Genomic DNA, 18,064 nt, shown 5'->3' with positions numbered 1-18,064 from the left:
TCGGGAGATTGCCCAAACGCACCGTCCGCTCTTCGGGGGAGAAATCTACCTTACGGGGCGAGAGGTCTGTGAACGGCTTTTCGTCAGCCCCCGCACCTTGCAGGATTATCGCGACAAGGGAAGGGCATTATTCCCTACACCCAAATCGCAGGGAAAATCCTCTATCGCCTCTCCGACATCAACCGATTACTGCAAGAGAATTATCGGAGATGAAACTCTTTATGACAAAATTGCTCTATATTCTTTGATTATTGTTGTCGGATATATTATCTTTGCGGCTACAAAACGATTTCTCACATGAAGATAGAAAGAATAGGGATGCGAAACGTCGATTTTTTCGGTTCATTCATTTCCTGAAATATTCAGAACATAAGACAATTTAAATATGTGGTCAAAAACGTATTCTATTACAACGAACGAAGTTGCAAGAGAACAAATGTGGAAGCTATTTGCTGATGTCAATGGCTGGCATACATGGGATAGCGGGGTGGAATATGCCCAATTGAATGGATCGTTTGAACAAGGTAGTCACATTCTATTGAAACCTAAGGGAGGTCCGAAGATAAAGATTGTCATTTCAGAAATAATAGAGAAAAAAATGTTTATCACGGTTTCCTCTTTTCCTTTGGCAAAAATTTATCACGAGCATTTGTTTGAGGAAACCTCTGATGGGTTGAGAATTTCATATACTATCACGGTAAAAGGAGTGTTGAGTTTCTTGTGGGTGAAACTTATTGCCCAAAATCTGTTCAATTCAATTCCAAAAGATGTTGTAAAACAAATAAACATAGCCAAGACACTATGAATAAGACAGACATTGTTTTTGGAGCCGAAAAGGCAGAAGATAGTTCGGGGTTTCTGCTTTGGCAGGTTACAACACTTTGGCAGCGTCGCATAAAGCAATCATTGGATTTATTGGATTTGACACACACGCAATTCGTGCTATTGGCAACCGCTGCTTCGCTTTCTCAAAATGGTAATATCGTAACACAGATTGATATTGCAAATCAAAGTAAAACCGATCGTATGATGGTCTCTAAGGTTTTGCGCACACTACAATCAAAAGGACTGATAGAGAGAAGAGAGCATAGAACGGATACGCGAGCCAAAGAAATAACCCTCACTCGAAAAGCCTTAGACCTTGTACAAAAAGCAGTAGTTGCAGTGGAGCAAACAGATAGAGAGTTCTTTGGAGTTCTCCGCACCGAGCGAGAAAGTTTCAACGAAAGTATGCGCCAACTAATCAAGAACGACATAGGTAGTTCCTCAACGTAACAGACATCATGAAAATAGAACGAGTTACCAAAAACAAGAAACAATTTCTTGATTTATTGCTGTTAGCGGACGAACAGGAAAATATGATTGACAAGTATTTGTCGTGTGGAGACTTGTTTGCCTTATACGACGATGACTTGAAAAGCATTTGCGTTGTAGTGCCTGTAAGCAGTGATACCTGTGAATTGAAGAACATAGCGACATACGAGCAATATCAGGGTAAAGGTTACGGTAGAAGATTGATAGATTATATTTCCGATTTCTACAAAAAAGACTATAGGGCAATGCTTGTCGGTACTGGTGAAGTTCCTGCAATCCTATCGTTTTATGAAGGCTGTGGTTTTGAAAAGTCTCATCGGATAGAGAATTTCTTCACTGACAATTACGACCATCCAATTTTCGAACGAGATATACAACTCGTAGATATGATTTACCTTAGAAAGGATTTATGACAATGGGAATAGACAATATCTTGAATAAGATACAGCAAATTGAACATGGGTTTCAGCATATTATTGATGGAGCTGGCGAGGTTGTTTCCACACACCCGAAAGAACAATGTTTTGAACTTGCACTCACTTTGTTTGAACACGAAGCCTATCAAGCACGAATGTTGGCAACAACAATCTTGGGCAGATTGGCAACAGAAGATAATAACGCACTTTGTCTTCTGAAAAAGCGAATAAGCACCGATGAGAATTGGAGAGTGCAGGAAATGCTTGCAAAGGCTTTTGATGAAGTTTGCAAACACAGGGGGTATGAAGCATCTTTACCTCTCATTGAAGAATGGTTGAATGATAACAAACCGAATGTTATCCGTGCTGTAACGGAGGGGTTGAGAATTTGGACAAGTCGCCCGTTCTTCAAAGAAAACCCATTAGTTGCTATTGCTCTAATCGCTAAGCACAAAGGACACGACAGCGAATATCTTCGTAAATCTGTTGGAAACGCTTTAAGGGATATAAGCAAGAAACATTCAGACTTGATACGGCAAGAAGTGGAGCAATGGGACTTATCTAATCCTCGAATTATGTTTACCTACAAACTTGCAACAAAATTATTAAAATAGAAATTCAACTTTGCTATAGAATAACAACATGCTTGATCAATCTTTTTCTGCACATAATTTTGAAACCATTTATTGCCTTGAGAGTCGTAAAGGCAATATAGACATACAGACTATGCCTGAAGAGTATCGTGATGTTTTAGCAAGATCTGAGGAGCTAAAGAAAGCGGTGTCAGTTCTTAGGCAGAAAAAAGACAGAACACAGGAGGAAGCATTAGAACTTGAAATAAAAAAAGTCGAATTAAAGAACCTTATAGAGCAAAAAAAGGATGTATTACGCATTTATTTGGAAGCTATCGACAAACAAGTAAATGCTCATGGCTTTAAGTTTTCTTTGAATAAATTTGTTGCCGATGACAACAAAGAAGTTTATACGTTAGATGTGACATCTCACGCATATCTATTTGCCATTAAGCAACTTCAATATAATATTCGACAAACCTTCAAGGTAAAGCAGGCTAACCGACATAGCATATTGGCAAACATCAAGACTTTTTTGAATTCTGATATTCCAGTTTATGTTATTCGAACAGATATCTCAAGTTTCTATGAGTCTATACCTCATGACAAACTAATGCCGATGATATTTGACAACACCTTACTATCTAATAAATCTAAAGCGTTTATTAAAGGTATATTGGGAGAATATGAGAAAATCAAAGGTCATGAATTCGCTTCTCCATCACGAGGAGTTCCTCGTGGTATAGGGATCAGTTCATACTTAAGTGAGTTATATATGAGGGATATTGACGCTAAAATATCTTCTCGAAAGGAGGTGATGTTCTATGCAAGGTATGTTGATGATATTTTTATCATTCTTTCCTCATTGCCTATTGAATCTTCTATAGACCAGTATTATGCCGATATGACAGCTTTTTTCCAAACTTATGGTTTATCTTTGAAACCATCTGGAGATAGATCCGGCAAGTGTCGCATTATGGATTTTACCAAAGACAATTATGTCGAAAACCCTATGAACTATCTAGGATACTGTTTGTACATGAATCGAACCGCAAAAAAACTGTCAGTTTCGTATGGGCTTTCAGATAAAAAGAAGGAGCGATACCATAAAAAAATTGATCATGCAATAGACCATTTTGAAACTCTCTGCAAGTACAATATTAAGCAAGCATATTGTGATCTATTTGACTCATTGAATATTCTTACTGGTAATTTCAAACTATTCAAATCGAAGAATAGCGTAAAGGTTGGCTTGTTCTATAGTAATGATTTGCTGGATCGCAAGGAAGATCTTGATGAACTTACAACATACCTAAAAGAGCACCCCATAGAACCTTATGCGGGATTAAAAGATTACGCAAAAGTAAAGGCTAAGCTCGTTAAGCGTATATCAAGCATAGATTTCAATCATAGATGGAGAGAACGTAAAATGTTTTCCTTCAGTATTCAGCGTATTCAGGAAATAAAGAAATGGTTATGAGAAGAAAGAAAATCAGACTTCGCTACAAGAAAGAACGAGTAGTATTCTCGGATGTACTACCATACGAACTTCCATTGATTTTTAGTAATCGTTACTTTTATCGATTTCTAGTGCGTAATGGTATCTGGATAGAAATAGGTAGAGAAGGGCAAGATACATTACATTGGAATAGAACAGACGACAAAGGTATATTGGGTGTGTTGGCTATAATCTTTTGCCGAAAGATTTCTGAATTCGAAGGTAGGAACTCTTTGGAGCTCAGAACACATGACCTCAAACGTATTCCATTCGTATATAGCATACAGCACAAACCTCTGAAACATAGATATCTTTCATTGATACATCCTGCCAATCAAATTAAAGTGGTTGATTTATACAACAGATATAAGGATACCATCATATATCTCTGTTCTAAAAGTAATTTTTCCATAAGATACCCCAATAAAGTAGCTTGTTATTTTTATTATAAAGATCGGCTCCATCACGTGCTTATGGGAAAGAAAACAGATAAAATGGAAATGTACTTCAACGAATATGAGAATCTAAAAACATTCTTTAGCTATAAACAATACACTAATATCTATAAATTCTATGAAGATTATAGATATCAGCGTGCTGAAAAGAAGTTCTCTCATCTACTAAAGATGGATGTACAGAACTGCTTCGACAGTATATATACGCATTCAATAGCTTGGGCAATTAGTGGTGGTGTGGACATATATAAAGACACATTTGAAGGTAAGTGTGATGGATCCGTTGGTGCATTATGGGATAAGATGATGCAAGAGATGAACTATAACGAAACAAATGGCATAGTCATTGGACCAGAGTGTTCACGCATATTTGCAGAAGTTATTATGCAACATGTTGATCAAATGGTAGAGCAGCAATTATATGAAAAAGGTTACCGAAACAAAGTGGATTATGAATGTTATCGCTATGTGGATGATTATTTCTTTTTCTACAATAGCGAAGCTGTTAAGGTTGATGCCGAACAGCTATTTCAAATGTATCTAAAAGAGTTTAAGTTGAGTCTTAGTCAAGAAAAGAGTAAGACTCTTGAACGTCCTTTTGTTACAGATATAACAAAAACAAAAATTGCGATAGACAGTTTACTCAATGATACTATCAAACTATATACCAACGAACCTGAATCTGATCAATCTATTGAAGAAGAAATAGAAGAAACAGAACAGGACACATCAATGGAAGCAGAGGAGCAACTTCTAAAGATTGATCGTGAAAAAACGCTCAGTTGTTTAACTACTGATATTTATTTTCGCTTAAATGCAACTGATTTCAATAAACGATTTAAGGCTATTGTATCTGCCAATAATGTAGAAGCTAAAGATGTCCTCAACTACACAATGGCTCGCTTAGCCATTCGACTAGAGAGAAACCTGAAAAAGCTTGATGGATACTATAAAGTCCTGTGCTTATCGGCAGTTGATTTGAATTTAAGGGATTTATATCCACAAGTAGAAAAGAAAAGAAGACAACTTGAAAAGGTTTTGTCGAAATACCTTTTTAATATTCTTGATGCAGTTTTCTTCCTCTATGCGAACAGCAAACGTATTAACACGACTCTCAAGGTAATGCAAATTCTAAATATTATTTTGATTTATTTGGACAATAATTATAGTTTGAGGGTAGGCAAGAATAAATCAATAGTTCATCGTTTTACCGAATACACTCGTGAGATAGTGTTCAAGAAGATGCGAGATGAAATAAGCGTAGTACTACAAACAGCCCCCATGGATGACAATGTCCAGCTAGAAACATTATATTTCTTAATCATACTACGCAGTATGAATAGCAAATACCATTTGTCCCTACTTGAAATAGAACGATATCTTAGAATAAGGTATAACAACGATAGAACGATAAAAACATTCCCGAAGTTGAATATGTTAGCAGTTACAATTCTGGTATATTACTTCGGTAATGTGAAACAGTTTATAGATCTAAAGAATCTTATTGTTGACCACGCTCTGAAAAAGATAAATGAAATACCTGCTAATAGAAGATATATATCTGCTGAATATATTATATTTGCACTAGATATGGCTGCTTGTCCTTATATTTATCCGAGTAAGAGAATAAAATTTCTTCAAGCTGTAGGTGTTTCAAAAGCAGAAGGACAGCAGATTGTTAATTATATGAAAGATCAGAAATACATGTTTACAAAATGGACAAGCATTGATATTACGAAGGAACTAAACGCAAAAATCAGTCAAGAAGTTTATTCTTGATAGATGTATGCCCCAAACAAGCATAGGGTATAGAGCTCAAATATTTTTCACACACATAACCCTATGTCGTGACTTATGAAGTCTCATCAAAAGAGCCTAGAGCTCAGGCTCTTTTTCTATTGTATACTACACCTATCGTTACATCAACCTCTCCATATCTCTTGCAATCTTTTGGTCAGTGATTTGAGCATAGATTTGCGTGCTGGCAATGGACGAATGTCCCATCATCTTGGCAATGCTTTCTATCGGGATACCTGCCTCCAAAGTCAGCGTACCGAAGCTATGTCTTGCCATATGCCAAGTCAGCGGAGTACGAATGCCACACGCCAAGCCAACGGTTTTAAGGTGAGAAGACAGCTTACCTTTGCTCACAGTATCGGGGAATATCTTGTAGTCTCCTTTGCTTTTCTCCTTTGTGTAGAGAGAAAGTATCTGCTCCGCTATCGGATGCAATGGTGTCAGGCTCTCGACTTCTGTCTTTTGGCGTGCCTTGCGGATATATCGTTTCCCATCGCTGTTCGTTTCGATTTGCGAAGCTCTCAAACTCTGTAAGTCGGCAAATGCCAAACCCGTAAAGACGGAGAAAAGAAACATTCTTCGGCTTAGTTCCGCTCCTTCGTCTTGCAATGGGAATGCCAAGAGCTTAACTATATCTCCTTTGCCTAGGAAACGAGGTTTATTCTCCACGGCTTCATACTTCATCCCCTCAAATGGATTGAAGCGGATAGTCCCTTGACCAACGGCTCGATACATCAACCGACTCAACCAACAGAGATGCTTGTTTATCGTTGCAGGGGCATAGCCTTCCTTCTTCAAATGGAAGCGATAATCATCAAAGAACTCTATCGTTAGAGCCGTTAGAGAAATATCCTCTTCGCCACGATTTCGCACAAAAGCATTGAGCTGTTTATCGGAACTTCGATTGTTGCTATACGTTCCCTTACTCTTGCTTTCTCTTTGGGCATTGAGTTCCTCTGTACTAAGGGCAAGAAGTGTCGTTGGATTCCGTCCGATGCCTTGTAAGTAGTTCTTCAGAAGCTCGGCACTCACTGCTCCATATTTGTAGAGCAAAGTATTGTAACCTTGTTCGATTTCTTCCCGAAAGTTTTTCAGGCGTTGATTGGTTTTCTTGTCCGTTGTTTCTCCTCGCTTCGCACACCAACCGTGGGGAACAATGCTTTCGCCTGTGGTTATTACCACGTTTGAACCATCAATAGTAATACGACAAAGGATGGCTGTTGTGCCGTCTGCTTTCGTTTTATTCTTATTGATATAGAATAGAATTTTGAATGTACTACGCATAAGGCTTATAGAGTTAAGGTTAAGTTTTCGGTGAAAGAGAGAAATCGCTCGAACTCATCGAAGAGCTTTTTCGGGGTGACGTGGGCGTATCGTTCAGTCGTTTGTATGTTGCTGTGCCCCAGCATTCGGCTCACCGTTTCAATGGGAACGCCACGTTCCAAAGTAATCAAGGTCGCAAAAGTATGGCGACCAACGTGTGCCGAAAGAGGAATAGATATACCTGCTCGAAGTTGCAGAGCTTTGAGTTGGACGAGATAAGCCGAATAAGCAATGGGTGCAAAGAGCGTAGTTCGTTCGTCAGATTGATACCGCCCTATCAAATGCACCGCTTCAGGCAAGAGCTTCACACGACAAAGGGTATTGGTCTTTTGTCTGCGGAACTTCAACCACAACGCCCCCTCATCATCCGTAAAGAGATGTTCCCGACTAAGGATGACCATATCGCAGTAAGGAACACCCGTAAAGCAAGAAAAGAGAAAGAGATTGCAAGCGGTTTCCAACTCCACTTCATATGGCTCAAAAGTCAGGTTCTGCAACTTATCCAATGAAGCTCTGTCCAATGCACGAGGTTGTTTATTCTCTCCTCGTTCTATCTCCACGTGGGCGAATAGTTGTCGTTCGGTTAGTCATTCATGAGAAGGTGTATTGTTTCCCTCACGGAAAAACAAGAGCCAGAGGCCTTACACAAGTCATTCCTTAATGAAAAGGAAATAAAGAGAGAAATCTTGTGCGTATCAATAGGAAGCCGTATTTTTGTAACATGAAGATCGAATCTGCAACTTCCATTGATGTGACGCTTGTTCGCAAATTGTTGCAACCGCGTTGCGTTGATGGTCACAAAGGAACTTTCGGGCATGTTTGCCTCATTGCCGGTAGTCATGGAATGATGGGCGCGGCCCTGTTATCTGCCGAGGCGGCATTGCGAAGCGGTGTCGGAAAACTAACGGCTCACATTCCGGAGCAAGATGCGTTTATTTTTCAAGTAAAACTACCGGAAGCCCTACTCCATTTCGACGAGAACTCCCCAACTCGCTTTGCCACACCTTGTTTTTCCAATATTTTCGACAGTTTTGTCATCGGCCCCGGAATAGGCACGGAGTATGAAACCTCATTGGCGTTGAAAACACAAATGAAACTCCTGCTTGAAGCGGAATGCCCCCCCCAAAAAAACACTCGTCTTGTTTTAGATGCAGATGCGCTCAACCTATTAGCTGCCGATTATCAGCTGTTTTCTCTTTTGCCCAAAGACACCATCCTAACCCCTCATATAGGAGAAATGCAACGAATTTGTGCTGCTCTCGAAATGCCTTCGGAAAGTGAAGAACAATTACAAGCATCTGCCCTTAAAATTGCTTATGAACTGCATTTGAACATCGTATTGAAGAACTCTCAAACTCATATTTTCACATCGAACGGACAAATCTACAAAAATGGATTGCCGAAAAATTCCGGTATGGCAACGGCCGGCAGCGGAGATGTGCTAAGTGGCATCATTGGCGGACTGCTCGCCCAAGGATATGCTCCCCATGAGGCTTGTGTTTTAGGAGTATTTCTTCACTCCATGGCCGGTCGTCATGCGGCACAACATTTAGGCGAACACTCCATGTTGGCCTCAGATATTATAGTTCATCTGCCCGATTCTTTCCAAACTATACATTAAATAAAAGCTCAACATGAAAACAATTAGAAAACAGATAATCAAGACCTTACTATCCCCTCTTTTCCTTTTTTCTTGCATTTCTGTTGCTCAAACACAAATAACGCCTTATCGACCGGGGATTACAACGGAAGGCGTCACCTACTTTTTGCCCAAGACGCAACTGCACATTATTCTGCGCGCAGATAAAGAAACATATCTGCCGGGAGAATATGCCACTTTTGCACGACGTTTCTTGGGAATAGAAAATGTCGGAACAAAGAAGACTGAGAAATGGACGTTAAGGTCAGTGGAAGTTATCCCTTTTGGCAGTGCCGACAAAAGTAAGAGCTATACCATTGCCCTAAATCACAAGACCTCGGCTCCTTTGGTTTCGCTGGCTCCGGATGGGCGTTTGCTGGGGATAAATACCAAAGTCGCTCCGCTTCCGCCATTGGAAAAGGGCACGATTACACAGATCCAAAAACCTCGCAATAATGCTCATCGTTTCAAAACACAAGAAGTGATTCGTGCAGGTAATCTGACGGCAAAGGCAGAAACGACAGCACAAGAAATATATGACATACGAGAAAATCGCACCCTGCTGGCCAAAGGGCAAGCAGATTTCAATCCTAAGGATGGAGAACAGCTCCGCCTCATGCTTGCACGTTTGGATGAACAGGAAGAAGCACTAACCTCCCTCTTTATAGGTACAACGAATAAGGAGGCTTATAGTTTTGTTTTTGAATATATCCCTCAAAAAGAAGTAGTTCGTGAAGAACTCTTTCGATTTTCCAAGCATCTTGGGTTGCTTGAAACAGATGATCTTGCCGGAAATCCTATATATATATCGATAGAGGACAAGAGGACATTGCCAACAGAAGAAGCTCCACGAAAAAAGAAAAAGGAGGAGGAAGATTTGCGATATTGCAATCCGAGCAGTGCACTCGTAAAAATTTTCACTTCCGAACGCACATTATATGAAGAAAGCATACCTATTGCACAATTTGGCAGAATAGAACATCTCGGCGGAGTGCTGTTTAATAAGAAATTCAATACCCGCGTAACATTATCTCCGATCACAGGAAGCATAGAAAACATAGATTTAGAACAACTTGACAAATAACTTGATGCCTCATGAAATATTTTTTTCTTTTAATCTTTTCGTTTACTATATCCTTTCTTTCGGCCACCAACCCCACAAAGAGCAAAGTCTACGATATGGAAACTTTCGCGGGGCTTGTTCCTGACGTTTCCAATGTGTACGACTACTCTTCACGATTATCCGCAGCCATTGAGCGAATACGACGTGAAACTCCCAACGGCACACCAGCCTTATTGAAATTTAAGAAAGGAAGATATCATTTTTTCTCATCCGACGCCTCTCGGCATGATCTCTACATTTCCAACCATGACAACCCGAAAGGGAGAGCCGTTGGTATCATGTTGAAAGGATTGAAAAATATAACCATTGACGGAAACGGTTCTATTTTTGTTTTTCACGGGCGCATGATTCCGTTTTATTTGAAGTCCTCCCATGGAATAACTTTACAGAACCTCAGTATAGATTTCAGCGATCCTCAAATTTGTCAAGTCGAAATCATCAAAAACCTCGGAGAAAACGGAATTACATTTCAAGTGCCCGACAGCTACAACTACACGATAGATTCAAAAGGAAAATTCACGGTGAAAGGCTTGGATTGGGAGCATTCTTACCCAACCGGCATTGCCTTTGAAAAAGACACTCGACACATTCTTTATCGCTCCTCCGACCTCGGTGTCAATCTGTCAAACGTAAAAATGCTGCAAGGAGCACGAATGCTCCATGCCCCTTTATGGAAAGACTCCAAACTTCTGCCCGGCACAAAGGTTGCCCTGCGCAGTTATCATCGTCCTTGTCCGGGAATCGTTCTTGACCACTGTGTCAATACCGTGATCAACAATACCACCGTACACTATGCCGAGGGTATGGGACTTGTTGCGCAACGTTGTGAGAATGTCACGCTGAATAAGTTTAATGTTTGTCTTCGAGGAAAAGAAGACTCTCGTTGTTTCACCACACAAGCCGATGCCACTCACTTCTCCCAATGCAAAGGGCATATAGAAAGTGTTGGCGGACTCTATGAAGGAATGATGGACGATGCCATCAATATACATGGTGTCTATTTGAAACTGCAAGAGTTAAAAGGCGATCGTCAGCTCCGAGCTTCCTTCGAACACCATCAATGCTATGGCTTTCCTTGGGGAGATGTAGGAGATGAGATTAGTTTTCTGCGTTCTCAAACCATGGAGAAAATCGACACGCACAATCGCATTAAATCCATCCGTCCGGCAGACAAAGAAACTTTCGACGGTTGCAAGGAAGTTTGGATAGAACTCGAACAGCCCTTTCCTTCGGCACTGAAAGCCAACGAAACTTTCGGTATCGAAAATGAAACATGGACGCCTACCGTACGTTTTGCGCACAACGTCGTTCGCAACAATCGCGCACGGGGAGCACTTTTTTCTTCTCCTCGTCGCACCATTTGCGAATACAATTTGTTTGATCATACTTCCGGGACAGCCATTCTTCTCTGCGGAGACTGCAATGGTTGGTATGAATCCGGAGCTGTTCGTGACTTGGTTGTGCGCAAGAATAAATTCGTCAATGCTCTCACCAGCATGTATCAATTCACAAACGCTATCATTTCCATCTATCCGGAAATCCCCAACCTCGGCGGACAAAAAGACTTCTTTCATGGAGGAACACCGAGAGCCATACGCATTGAAGAAAACGAATTTCACACTTTCGACAAACCACTGTTGTATGCAAAAAGCGTGAACGGATTGCTTTTCAAAAACAACAAGATCTTCGAGAACACCGACTATCGGCCATTCCATAGAATACAACAACCCATTTTGTTAGAACACGTGAAAAACGCCGAAATAGAAAATTACAAAATAAAGAAGACCGGCTCGTCTGCCCGAAAAGACGCCAAACATTTCTAATATGATGATACCCCAAGACATACAAATCCAACAATATAACTACGATCTGCCGGATGACCGCATCGCAAAATATCCGTTGAAAGAACGCGATGCTTCTAAGCTACTATTGAGAAGGAGTGACGGACAAATTCAAGAAGACAAATTCCTGAACATCGCGAAATACATTAAAGAAGGTAGTTTAATGGTGTTCAACAACACTAAGGTCATACAAGCCCGCCTACATTTTCAGAAAGCAACCGGAGCTCAAATTGAAATCTTCTGCCTCGAACCCCACACACCATGTGATTATCAACAATCTTTCTCTTCCACAGAGGGAGTAAGTTGGATATGCTTGGTCGGAAACTTGAAAAAATGGAAAGAGGGCTTACTCGAACGGTCGATACAGGTGAACGGTAACCCTCTCACACTCATCGCCGAGAGGATCGGAGCCAACAAGCAAGGAGTTGAAATACGTTTCCGTTGGAACAATCCCTCCGTGACATGGAGTGAAGTGTTGGAAAGTATAGGAGAACTCCCCATTCCCCCTTATTTGAATCGGGAAACAGAAGAAAGCGATCTTCAAACATATCAAACCATATATTCGAAGATCAAAGGATCGGTTGCAGCTCCCACTGCCGGCTTGCATTTCACCGAAAGTGTCTTGTCGGCCTTAAAAGCCAAAGGGGTAGAACGTAGCGAAGTGACGCTACACGTAGGAGCAGGCACCTTCAAACCCGTAAAAAGCGAGCAACTCAAAGGACACGATATGCATGCGGAATGGATTTCTGTGTCTCGACAAACCATCGAACGCTTATTGGCGCACGATGCCAAATGCGTGGCCGTTGGAACAACTTCCGTCAGAACCGTCGAAAGTCTATACTATATTGGTGTTCGCCTGAAAGAAGCTCGGACGAAAAATATTCCCGTTACGGATGACGTGTTGCGCATCCCACAATGGTATCCTTATGAATACGCCAACCGGGAAAGCTCTCCGCTTTCTCCCCAAGAAGCGCTGCAAGAAGTATTACACTACCTTGAAGAGCAAGAGCTTTCCACCTTGCACTCTTCCACCCAAATCATCATTGCTCCCGGATATACTTACAACATCGTCAAGACCATTATCACCAATTTTCATCAACCGCAATCTACCTTATTGCTTTTAGTGAGTGCTTTTGTTGAGGGGAATTGGAGAAGTATCTACAACTATGCCAAAGAACATGATTTCCGCTTTTTAAGTTATGGCGACTCCTCTATTCTCAATTACGACGCCACATAGGAAGCGATATTCCACACAAACCTTATCCTCCACCATTTATATAAACACATGGTTTACAAGAAAGAATAGATCATCATTTTGATTTTTTCTTTATCCTCTAAAACAACCGATAGCCATAGGAGAACATCCAAATGCGGATACAAGAAATTAGGCGGAATGCTTCACAGCATGCCGCCTAATTTTTCGTTTCGAATAGGTATTAGTTCTTTAAGGTAAAAAGATTGTTTTGGATAACGATTGCAAAGTTCATTATTTTTTTTGAGGTGACCAAAAAAGTCTAATCATAAAAAAGAGAAACATAAAGATCTGCCAAAGAAAATAATGCTTACTCCGTTTTCATTTCAAGCTGCAACAGTTCGCAAAACTGCTCTTCATCCATAAGCGGAACGCCTAATTGGTTCGCTTTTTCCCTTTTTGACGGCCCCATACCTTCTCCCGCCAAGACAAAAGAGGTTTTAGAGGAAATAGAACCAACGTTTTTACCTCCGTACTGCTCAATGATTTCCTTGTATTCTTCACGAGAGTGAAACTTAAAGACTCCACTGATCACAATGCGTTTTTCGTTCAATATATCTCCGAGACTCTTTTGAACGGGAAGAGCCATTTGAAGCCCGAATGCCATAAGCTCTTCAACAAGCCGTGCATTCTCCCGATTGGCGAAATAATTGACAACACTCGTAGCGATGCCCTGCCCCACCCCTTCGACTTGCAACAATTCATCTATTCCTGCCTCACGCAGAGCTTGCACATTCTTAAAATGATAAGCCAAAGTTTTTGCCACCACTTTTCCGACAAAGCGAATGCCAAGGGCGAAAAGCACACGATCAAAGCCTACGCTTTTACTGGCTTCTATCGCTTCTATCACCTTTTGAGTAGCCCTTTGAGTGACCAACATGGCCGGTGTGTTGCCTTTTGTTTCTCCGAAAAGATCGGAAGGAGAAAACTCTCCCTTACTCAACCACCAAGCGTCATCCCATTTTGTAAGGCGAAGACGATAGAGGTCTGAGGGAGAAGACAGTAAACCTTGTTCATAATACTTATCGACCACTTCGGAACCGAGGTTCATAATATTCATCGCATCTCTGCCGATAAAGTGTTCTATGCGCCCTTTGATCTGCGGCGGACAAGAAGCCTCGTTCGTACAATAGTGAGCGGCTTCTCCATCGTAGCGTATCAAGGGAGCACCACACTCCGGGCATTCTTTGATAAATGCAATTTTTTCTCCCCTTTGCTCATTCTCCGCAACCGGTTCCACACCTACTATTTGAGGAATAATTTCTCCCGCTTTTTCAACATACACCCAATCTCCGAGATGAAGATCAAGTTGCTTGATGACGTCTTCATTATGAAGCGAAGCGCGCTTCACCATGGTTCCTGCCAAAAGCACCGGTTCCATGTTGGCAACAGGCGTCACGGCACCGGTTCTCCCCACTTGGAATGTCACCGCTTTCAAACGAGTTTTTGCACGTTCTGCCTGAAACTTATAAGCAATTGCCCAACGAGGAGATTTGGCCGTCGCTCCCAAAAATGTCTGCTGACGAAGATCATTTACTTTCAACACAACGCCATCTGTGGCCATTGGCAAATTCTTGCGCTCTGCCTCCCACTTTTCCAAGAAGTTTTGTATATCCTCCATCGTTCGGCAAACGGTCATCGCATCGCTCACCTTAAATCCCCATTCCTTTGCTTTCTGCAAATTAGCTTCATGTTTCTCCAAGGGCAGTTCGTCGCTCATCACGGCGTATGGCAAGACATCCAAATGGCGTTGAGCCACCACACGGCTGTCCTTGCTCTTCAATGTGCCGCTTGCGGCATTTCGAGGATTGGCAAAAAGAGGTTCGCCGGCTTTTTCGCGTTCTTCATTCAAATGTTCAAACGACCGCCATGGCATAAAAACCTCTCCTCTCACTTCCAGCCGTTTAGGGTATTTGCTATCGGGAAGCAATTGCAAAGGAACGGAAGCGATCGTCCGCACATTGACCGTGACATCATCTCCACGCAAACCATCGCCCCGAGTCAAGGCTCGTTTCAACACTCCGTCCTCATAGATGAGCGATATGCTCAGCCCGTCAAATTTCAGTTCACAACAAACCTCAAAATCTTCGCCCTTCAAAGCCTCGGCGGTTCTTCGATAGAAGTCGCTCACCTCTTCTCGGCTATACGTGTTACTCAACGAAAGCATCGGCCGCTGATGTTCCATTTGTACAAAATCGGTAGAAATATCGCTTCCCACTCTCTGTGTCGGAGAATTGGGGTCGTACATTTCCGGATGCTCCTTTTCCAAGGCGATGAGCTCGTTCATCAGTTCATCAAACTCTCGGTCGGTGATTTCCGGTTTGTTCAAAACATAATAGTTATGATTATGGCGATGCAATTCTCTGCGCAGTTGTAGTATTCGTTCGTTCATGTCGCGATGAAAATCTTCATTATTAGATTGCAAATTTACTATTTGTCGACGATTTTCCTTACCTTTGCCGTTGAAATATTTTTATCGTCTTATACGACAGCCCGACAAAACGACATTTTCAGACTTCTCACTCCATGCGTATTGATATTATTTCCGTCGTTCCCGAAATGCTCGACGGTTTTCTCAACACCTCTATTCTTGCACGAGCTCAAAAGAAAGGACTTGTTGAAATACACGTACATAACCTCAGAGATTACAGCAACGACAAACATCGGCGCGTAGACGACTATCCCTATGGAGGTTTCGCCGGTATGGTCATGAAATGTCAGCCCATCGACGACTGCATCTCTGCCTTAAAAGCAGAGCGCGATTACGACGAAATCATATTCACGACTCCCGACGGCAAACAATTCGATCAACCCATGGCCAACGAATTGTCTTTAAACAAAAACCTCATTATACTTTGCGGGCACTACAAAGGAATAGATTTCCGCATACGCGAACACCTCATCACCAAAGAAATCTCTATCGGAGATTTCGTGCTGACCGGCGGAGAACTTGCGGCCGCCTGCATCAGTGATGCTGTCGTACGTTTGTTGCCGGGAGCCATTGGCGACGAGCAATCGGCCCTGTCCGATTCTTTTCAAGACCACCTCCTTGCCGCCCCCGTCTACACACGCCCTGCCGAATACAAAGGCTGGCGCGTTCCCGACGTGCTCCTCTCCGGCCATGATGCCAAAATCCACGAATGGGAAATGGCGCAATCCTTAGAGCGCACCCGAATGCTTCGACCGGATTTACTCAACAAATGATCGGCGGCGGAAAAACCGAAAAAGAAAGATTAACAAACACTAAGCATGCACTTTTCCACTCATTTTTTATAGTGAACCTTTCAAAACAATCTTTGATATTTTTCGTTACGTTTTTTCTTTTCGGTTTCTGATAAAAACAACTTTTTCGACAAACCTCTTTTCTTTGCAGTTACAAAATAAAGAGTTACCTTTGTCGTGCAAAAGCTTTATCGTCTGCAAAAATATTGCGGAGTGCTCTTTTTCAACAAATAATACTTAATCAATATTCAACTCAACCAAGTTATGATCAACTACAAAGACCTTGGCCTTGTGAACACTCGCGAGATGTTCAAACGTGCCGTAGCCGGAGGTTATGCCATCCCGGCTTTCAACTTCAACAACATGGAGCAACTGCAAGCCATCATCAAGGCTGCCGCTACTCAAAAGAGCCCTGTCATTCTCCAAGTTTCCAAGGGTGCACGTGATTATGCTAACCAAACTCTTCTCCGCTACATGGCAGAAGGTGCCGTGCAATACGCCAAAGAACTTGGTTGCGAACACCCCGAAATCGTACTTCACCTCGACCACGGCGACAGCTTTGAAACTTGCAAAAGCTGCATCGATATGGGTTTCAGCTCCGTCATGATCGACGCCTCCCACCTTCCTTTCGAAGAAAACATCGCCCTCACTAAGAAAGTGGTGGAATACGCTCACGCTCACGATGTGACCGTCGAAGCCGAACTCGGAGTTTTAGCAGGTGTTGAAGACGAAGTTTCTCACGAAGTGAGCCACTACACCAACCCCGAAGAAGTGGTTGAATTTGCCACCAAAACCGGTTGCGATTCTCTCGCCATTTCCATCGGCACAAGCCACGGTGCCTACAAGTTCACTCCCGAACAATGCACCGTCGATCCTCAAACCGGACGCCTCGTTCCCCCTCCTCTCGCCTTTGACATTCTCGAAGCCATCGAGAAGGAACTCCCCGGTTTCCCCATTGTGCTCCATGGTGCTTCCTCCGTGCCCCAAGAAGAAGTGGATACCATTAACCAATTCGGCGGTAAACTCCCCAATGCCGTAGGTATCCCCGAAGAGCAACTTCGCAAAGCAGCTGCCTCTGCCGTTTGCAAAATCAACATCGACTCCGACTCTCGCTTGGCCATGACCGCCGCCGTGCGCAAGGTCTTCGCAGAAAAGCCCGCCGAATTCGATCCGCGCAAATACCTCGGCCCTGCACGCGATAATATGCAGAAGCAATACGAACACAAGATCGTAAACGTTCTTGGCTCCAACAACAAGCTCTCCAAGATCTAATTATTGAAGGACAAAATCAAAAGCATTTCAAAAAACATTCCTCACACCTCATGGGTGTTTGAGGAATGTTTTTCGTATTTCAACGGTCATGCTTTCCAAGCCAAAAACAGCCGTGCTTCTCAATCGCATCGAGCGACAGCATAGTGAACAGGAAAATTGGTAATCCTCTCTCAAAAACGCCTGTTAGCAGTTTCGGAAAATCAGCAATCAGCTGTTCGTAAACAATTCTCTCTTTTCCACATTTCTTTCATCTCATACGAGCAGATAATCAGTATAATAATAACCTTTTGTGAAAGTAGAGAAATAGGTAAACCGGTACTTTCCAATCCCTACACAATCC

Annotated in this window: 14 protein-coding genes and 2 pseudogenes; 13 read left to right on the top strand and 3 right to left on the bottom strand. The window is 42.2% G+C overall.

Features of this window, described 5'->3' with window-relative positions:
- The 7 genes and pseudogenes from EII14_RS09525 to drt3b all read left to right on the top strand — a co-directional run.
- A pseudogene (locus EII14_RS09525) lies at window positions 1-213 on the top strand (helix-turn-helix domain-containing protein); the annotation flags it as partial.
- 172 nt (window positions 214-385) lie between these two features.
- Window positions 386-805 carry a polyketide cyclase gene (locus EII14_RS08320; RefSeq protein ID WP_095896429.1) on the top strand — a complete coding sequence of 140 codons (420 nt, stop codon included), beginning with the start codon at window positions 386-388 and terminating at the stop codon, window positions 803-805.
- Window positions 802-1,275 carry a MarR family winged helix-turn-helix transcriptional regulator gene (locus EII14_RS08315; RefSeq protein WP_095896428.1) on the top strand — a complete coding sequence of 158 codons (474 nt, stop codon included), beginning with the start codon at window positions 802-804 and terminating at the stop codon, window positions 1,273-1,275. The genes EII14_RS08320 and EII14_RS08315 overlap by 4 nt, the downstream gene beginning before the upstream one ends.
- Before the next feature lie 8 nt (window positions 1,276-1,283).
- Complete coding sequence (locus tag EII14_RS08310; RefSeq protein ID WP_078737567.1) at window positions 1,284-1,727, top strand: GNAT family N-acetyltransferase; 444 nt, start codon at window positions 1,284-1,286, stop codon at window positions 1,725-1,727.
- A 2-nt stretch (window positions 1,728-1,729) separates the two neighbouring features.
- A complete protein-coding gene (locus EII14_RS08305; RefSeq protein ID WP_124932076.1) occupies window positions 1,730-2,344 on the top strand; it encodes a DNA alkylation repair protein in 615 nt (204 codons plus the stop codon).
- A 28-nt stretch (window positions 2,345-2,372) separates the two neighbouring features.
- Window positions 2,373-3,782 (top strand): antiviral reverse transcriptase Drt3a, encoded by a 1,410-nt coding sequence (drt3a, locus tag EII14_RS08300; protein ID WP_124932075.1) that lies wholly within the window; start codon window positions 2,373-2,375, stop codon window positions 3,780-3,782.
- On the top strand, window positions 3,773-6,034 hold the full coding sequence (drt3b, locus tag EII14_RS08295; RefSeq protein WP_124932074.1) for an antiviral reverse transcriptase Drt3b: 2,262 nt from the start codon (window positions 3,773-3,775) through the stop codon (window positions 6,032-6,034). The genes drt3a and drt3b overlap by 10 nt, the downstream gene beginning before the upstream one ends.
- Before the next feature lie 138 nt (window positions 6,035-6,172).
- Here the strand turns inward: drt3b and EII14_RS08290 are convergent, their stop codons facing one another.
- Together EII14_RS08290 and EII14_RS08285 are read right to left on the bottom strand one after the other, a co-directional pair.
- Window positions 6,173-7,336, bottom strand: a complete 1,164-nt coding sequence (locus EII14_RS08290; RefSeq protein WP_124932073.1) for a site-specific integrase — start codon at window positions 7,334-7,336, stop codon at window positions 6,173-6,175.
- Between the two features lie 5 nt (window positions 7,337-7,341).
- Window positions 7,342-7,962: pseudogene (locus EII14_RS08285) on the bottom strand (site-specific integrase); the annotation flags it as partial.
- Between the two features lie 134 nt (window positions 7,963-8,096).
- On the opposite strand from EII14_RS08285, the gene EII14_RS08280 reads away from it, so the two are divergent.
- The 4 genes from EII14_RS08280 to EII14_RS08265 are packed head-to-tail and all read left to right on the top strand — an operon-like array spanning window position 8,097 to window position 13,215.
- A complete protein-coding gene (locus EII14_RS08280; RefSeq protein ID WP_124932072.1) occupies window positions 8,097-8,996 on the top strand; it encodes an NAD(P)H-hydrate dehydratase in 900 nt (299 codons plus the stop codon).
- Window positions 8,997-9,009: 13 nt separating this feature from the next.
- Window positions 9,010-10,098, top strand: coding sequence for a DUF4831 family protein (locus EII14_RS08275; protein ID WP_124932071.1), 1,089 nt, complete (start codon window positions 9,010-9,012; stop codon window positions 10,096-10,098).
- Window positions 10,099-10,109: 11 nt separating this feature from the next.
- Complete coding sequence (locus EII14_RS08270; RefSeq protein WP_124932070.1) at window positions 10,110-11,960, top strand: alpha-1,3-galactosidase B; 1,851 nt, start codon at window positions 10,110-10,112, stop codon at window positions 11,958-11,960.
- A 1-nt stretch (window position 11,961) separates the two neighbouring features.
- The gene (locus EII14_RS08265) at window positions 11,962-13,215 is read left to right on the top strand and encodes an S-adenosylmethionine:tRNA ribosyltransferase-isomerase (RefSeq protein WP_124932069.1); all 1,254 of its coding nucleotides are present in this window, start codon (window positions 11,962-11,964) and stop codon (window positions 13,213-13,215) included.
- 325 nt (window positions 13,216-13,540) lie between these two features.
- Here the strand turns inward: EII14_RS08265 and ligA are convergent, their stop codons facing one another.
- Window positions 13,541-15,622 (bottom strand): NAD-dependent DNA ligase LigA, encoded by a 2,082-nt coding sequence (ligA, locus tag EII14_RS08260; RefSeq protein ID WP_124932068.1) that lies wholly within the window; start codon window positions 15,620-15,622, stop codon window positions 13,541-13,543.
- Between the two features lie 134 nt (window positions 15,623-15,756).
- Between ligA and trmD the strand changes: the two genes are divergently transcribed.
- Entirely contained in the window at window positions 15,757-16,434 is a 678-nt protein-coding gene (gene trmD, locus EII14_RS08255) for a tRNA (guanosine(37)-N1)-methyltransferase TrmD (RefSeq protein ID WP_124932067.1), read from the top strand.
- Between the two features lie 282 nt (window positions 16,435-16,716).
- On the top strand, window positions 16,717-17,724 hold the full coding sequence (locus tag EII14_RS08250; protein WP_124932066.1) for a class II fructose-bisphosphate aldolase: 1,008 nt from the start codon (window positions 16,717-16,719) through the stop codon (window positions 17,722-17,724).
- Window positions 17,725-18,064 lie beyond the last annotated feature (340 nt).

It is taken from the genome of Alloprevotella sp. OH1205_COT-284 (genome assembly GCF_003859795.1).
Lineage (GTDB): Bacteria > Bacteroidota > Bacteroidia > Bacteroidales > Bacteroidaceae > Alloprevotella.
Note: the sequence above shows the minus strand (reverse complement) of the source record. Positions and strands in the feature narration are given on the sequence as shown.

What these genes read in the sequence shown, in the direction of transcription:
- EII14_RS08290 (WP_124932073.1), bottom strand. Translation starts at nt 7,336, where the DNA reads ATGCGTAGTACATTCAAAATTCTATTCTATATCAATAAGAATAAAACG.
- EII14_RS08250 (WP_124932066.1), top strand. Translation starts at nt 16,717, where the DNA reads ATGATCAACTACAAAGACCTTGGCCTTGTGAACACTCGCGAGATGTTC.
- EII14_RS08305 (WP_124932076.1), top strand. Translation starts at nt 1,730, where the DNA reads ATGGGAATAGACAATATCTTGAATAAGATACAGCAAATTGAACATGGG.
- EII14_RS08310 (WP_078737567.1), top strand. Translation starts at nt 1,284, where the DNA reads ATGAAAATAGAACGAGTTACCAAAAACAAGAAACAATTTCTTGATTTA.
- ligA (WP_124932068.1), bottom strand. Translation starts at nt 15,622, where the DNA reads ATGAACGAACGAATACTACAACTGCGCAGAGAATTGCATCGCCATAAT.
- trmD (WP_124932067.1), top strand. Translation starts at nt 15,757, where the DNA reads ATGCGTATTGATATTATTTCCGTCGTTCCCGAAATGCTCGACGGTTTT.
- EII14_RS08320 (WP_095896429.1), top strand. Translation starts at nt 386, where the DNA reads ATGTGGTCAAAAACGTATTCTATTACAACGAACGAAGTTGCAAGAGAA.
- drt3a (WP_124932075.1), top strand. Translation starts at nt 2,373, where the DNA reads ATGCTTGATCAATCTTTTTCTGCACATAATTTTGAAACCATTTATTGC.
- EII14_RS08315 (WP_095896428.1), top strand. Translation starts at nt 802, where the DNA reads ATGAATAAGACAGACATTGTTTTTGGAGCCGAAAAGGCAGAAGATAGT.
- EII14_RS08280 (WP_124932072.1), top strand. Translation starts at nt 8,097, where the DNA reads ATGAAGATCGAATCTGCAACTTCCATTGATGTGACGCTTGTTCGCAAA.
- drt3b (WP_124932074.1), top strand. Translation starts at nt 3,773, where the DNA reads ATGGTTATGAGAAGAAAGAAAATCAGACTTCGCTACAAGAAAGAACGA.
- EII14_RS08265 (WP_124932069.1), top strand. Translation starts at nt 11,962, where the DNA reads ATGATGATACCCCAAGACATACAAATCCAACAATATAACTACGATCTG.
- EII14_RS08270 (WP_124932070.1), top strand. Translation starts at nt 10,110, where the DNA reads ATGAAATATTTTTTTCTTTTAATCTTTTCGTTTACTATATCCTTTCTT.
- EII14_RS08275 (WP_124932071.1), top strand. Translation starts at nt 9,010, where the DNA reads ATGAAAACAATTAGAAAACAGATAATCAAGACCTTACTATCCCCTCTT.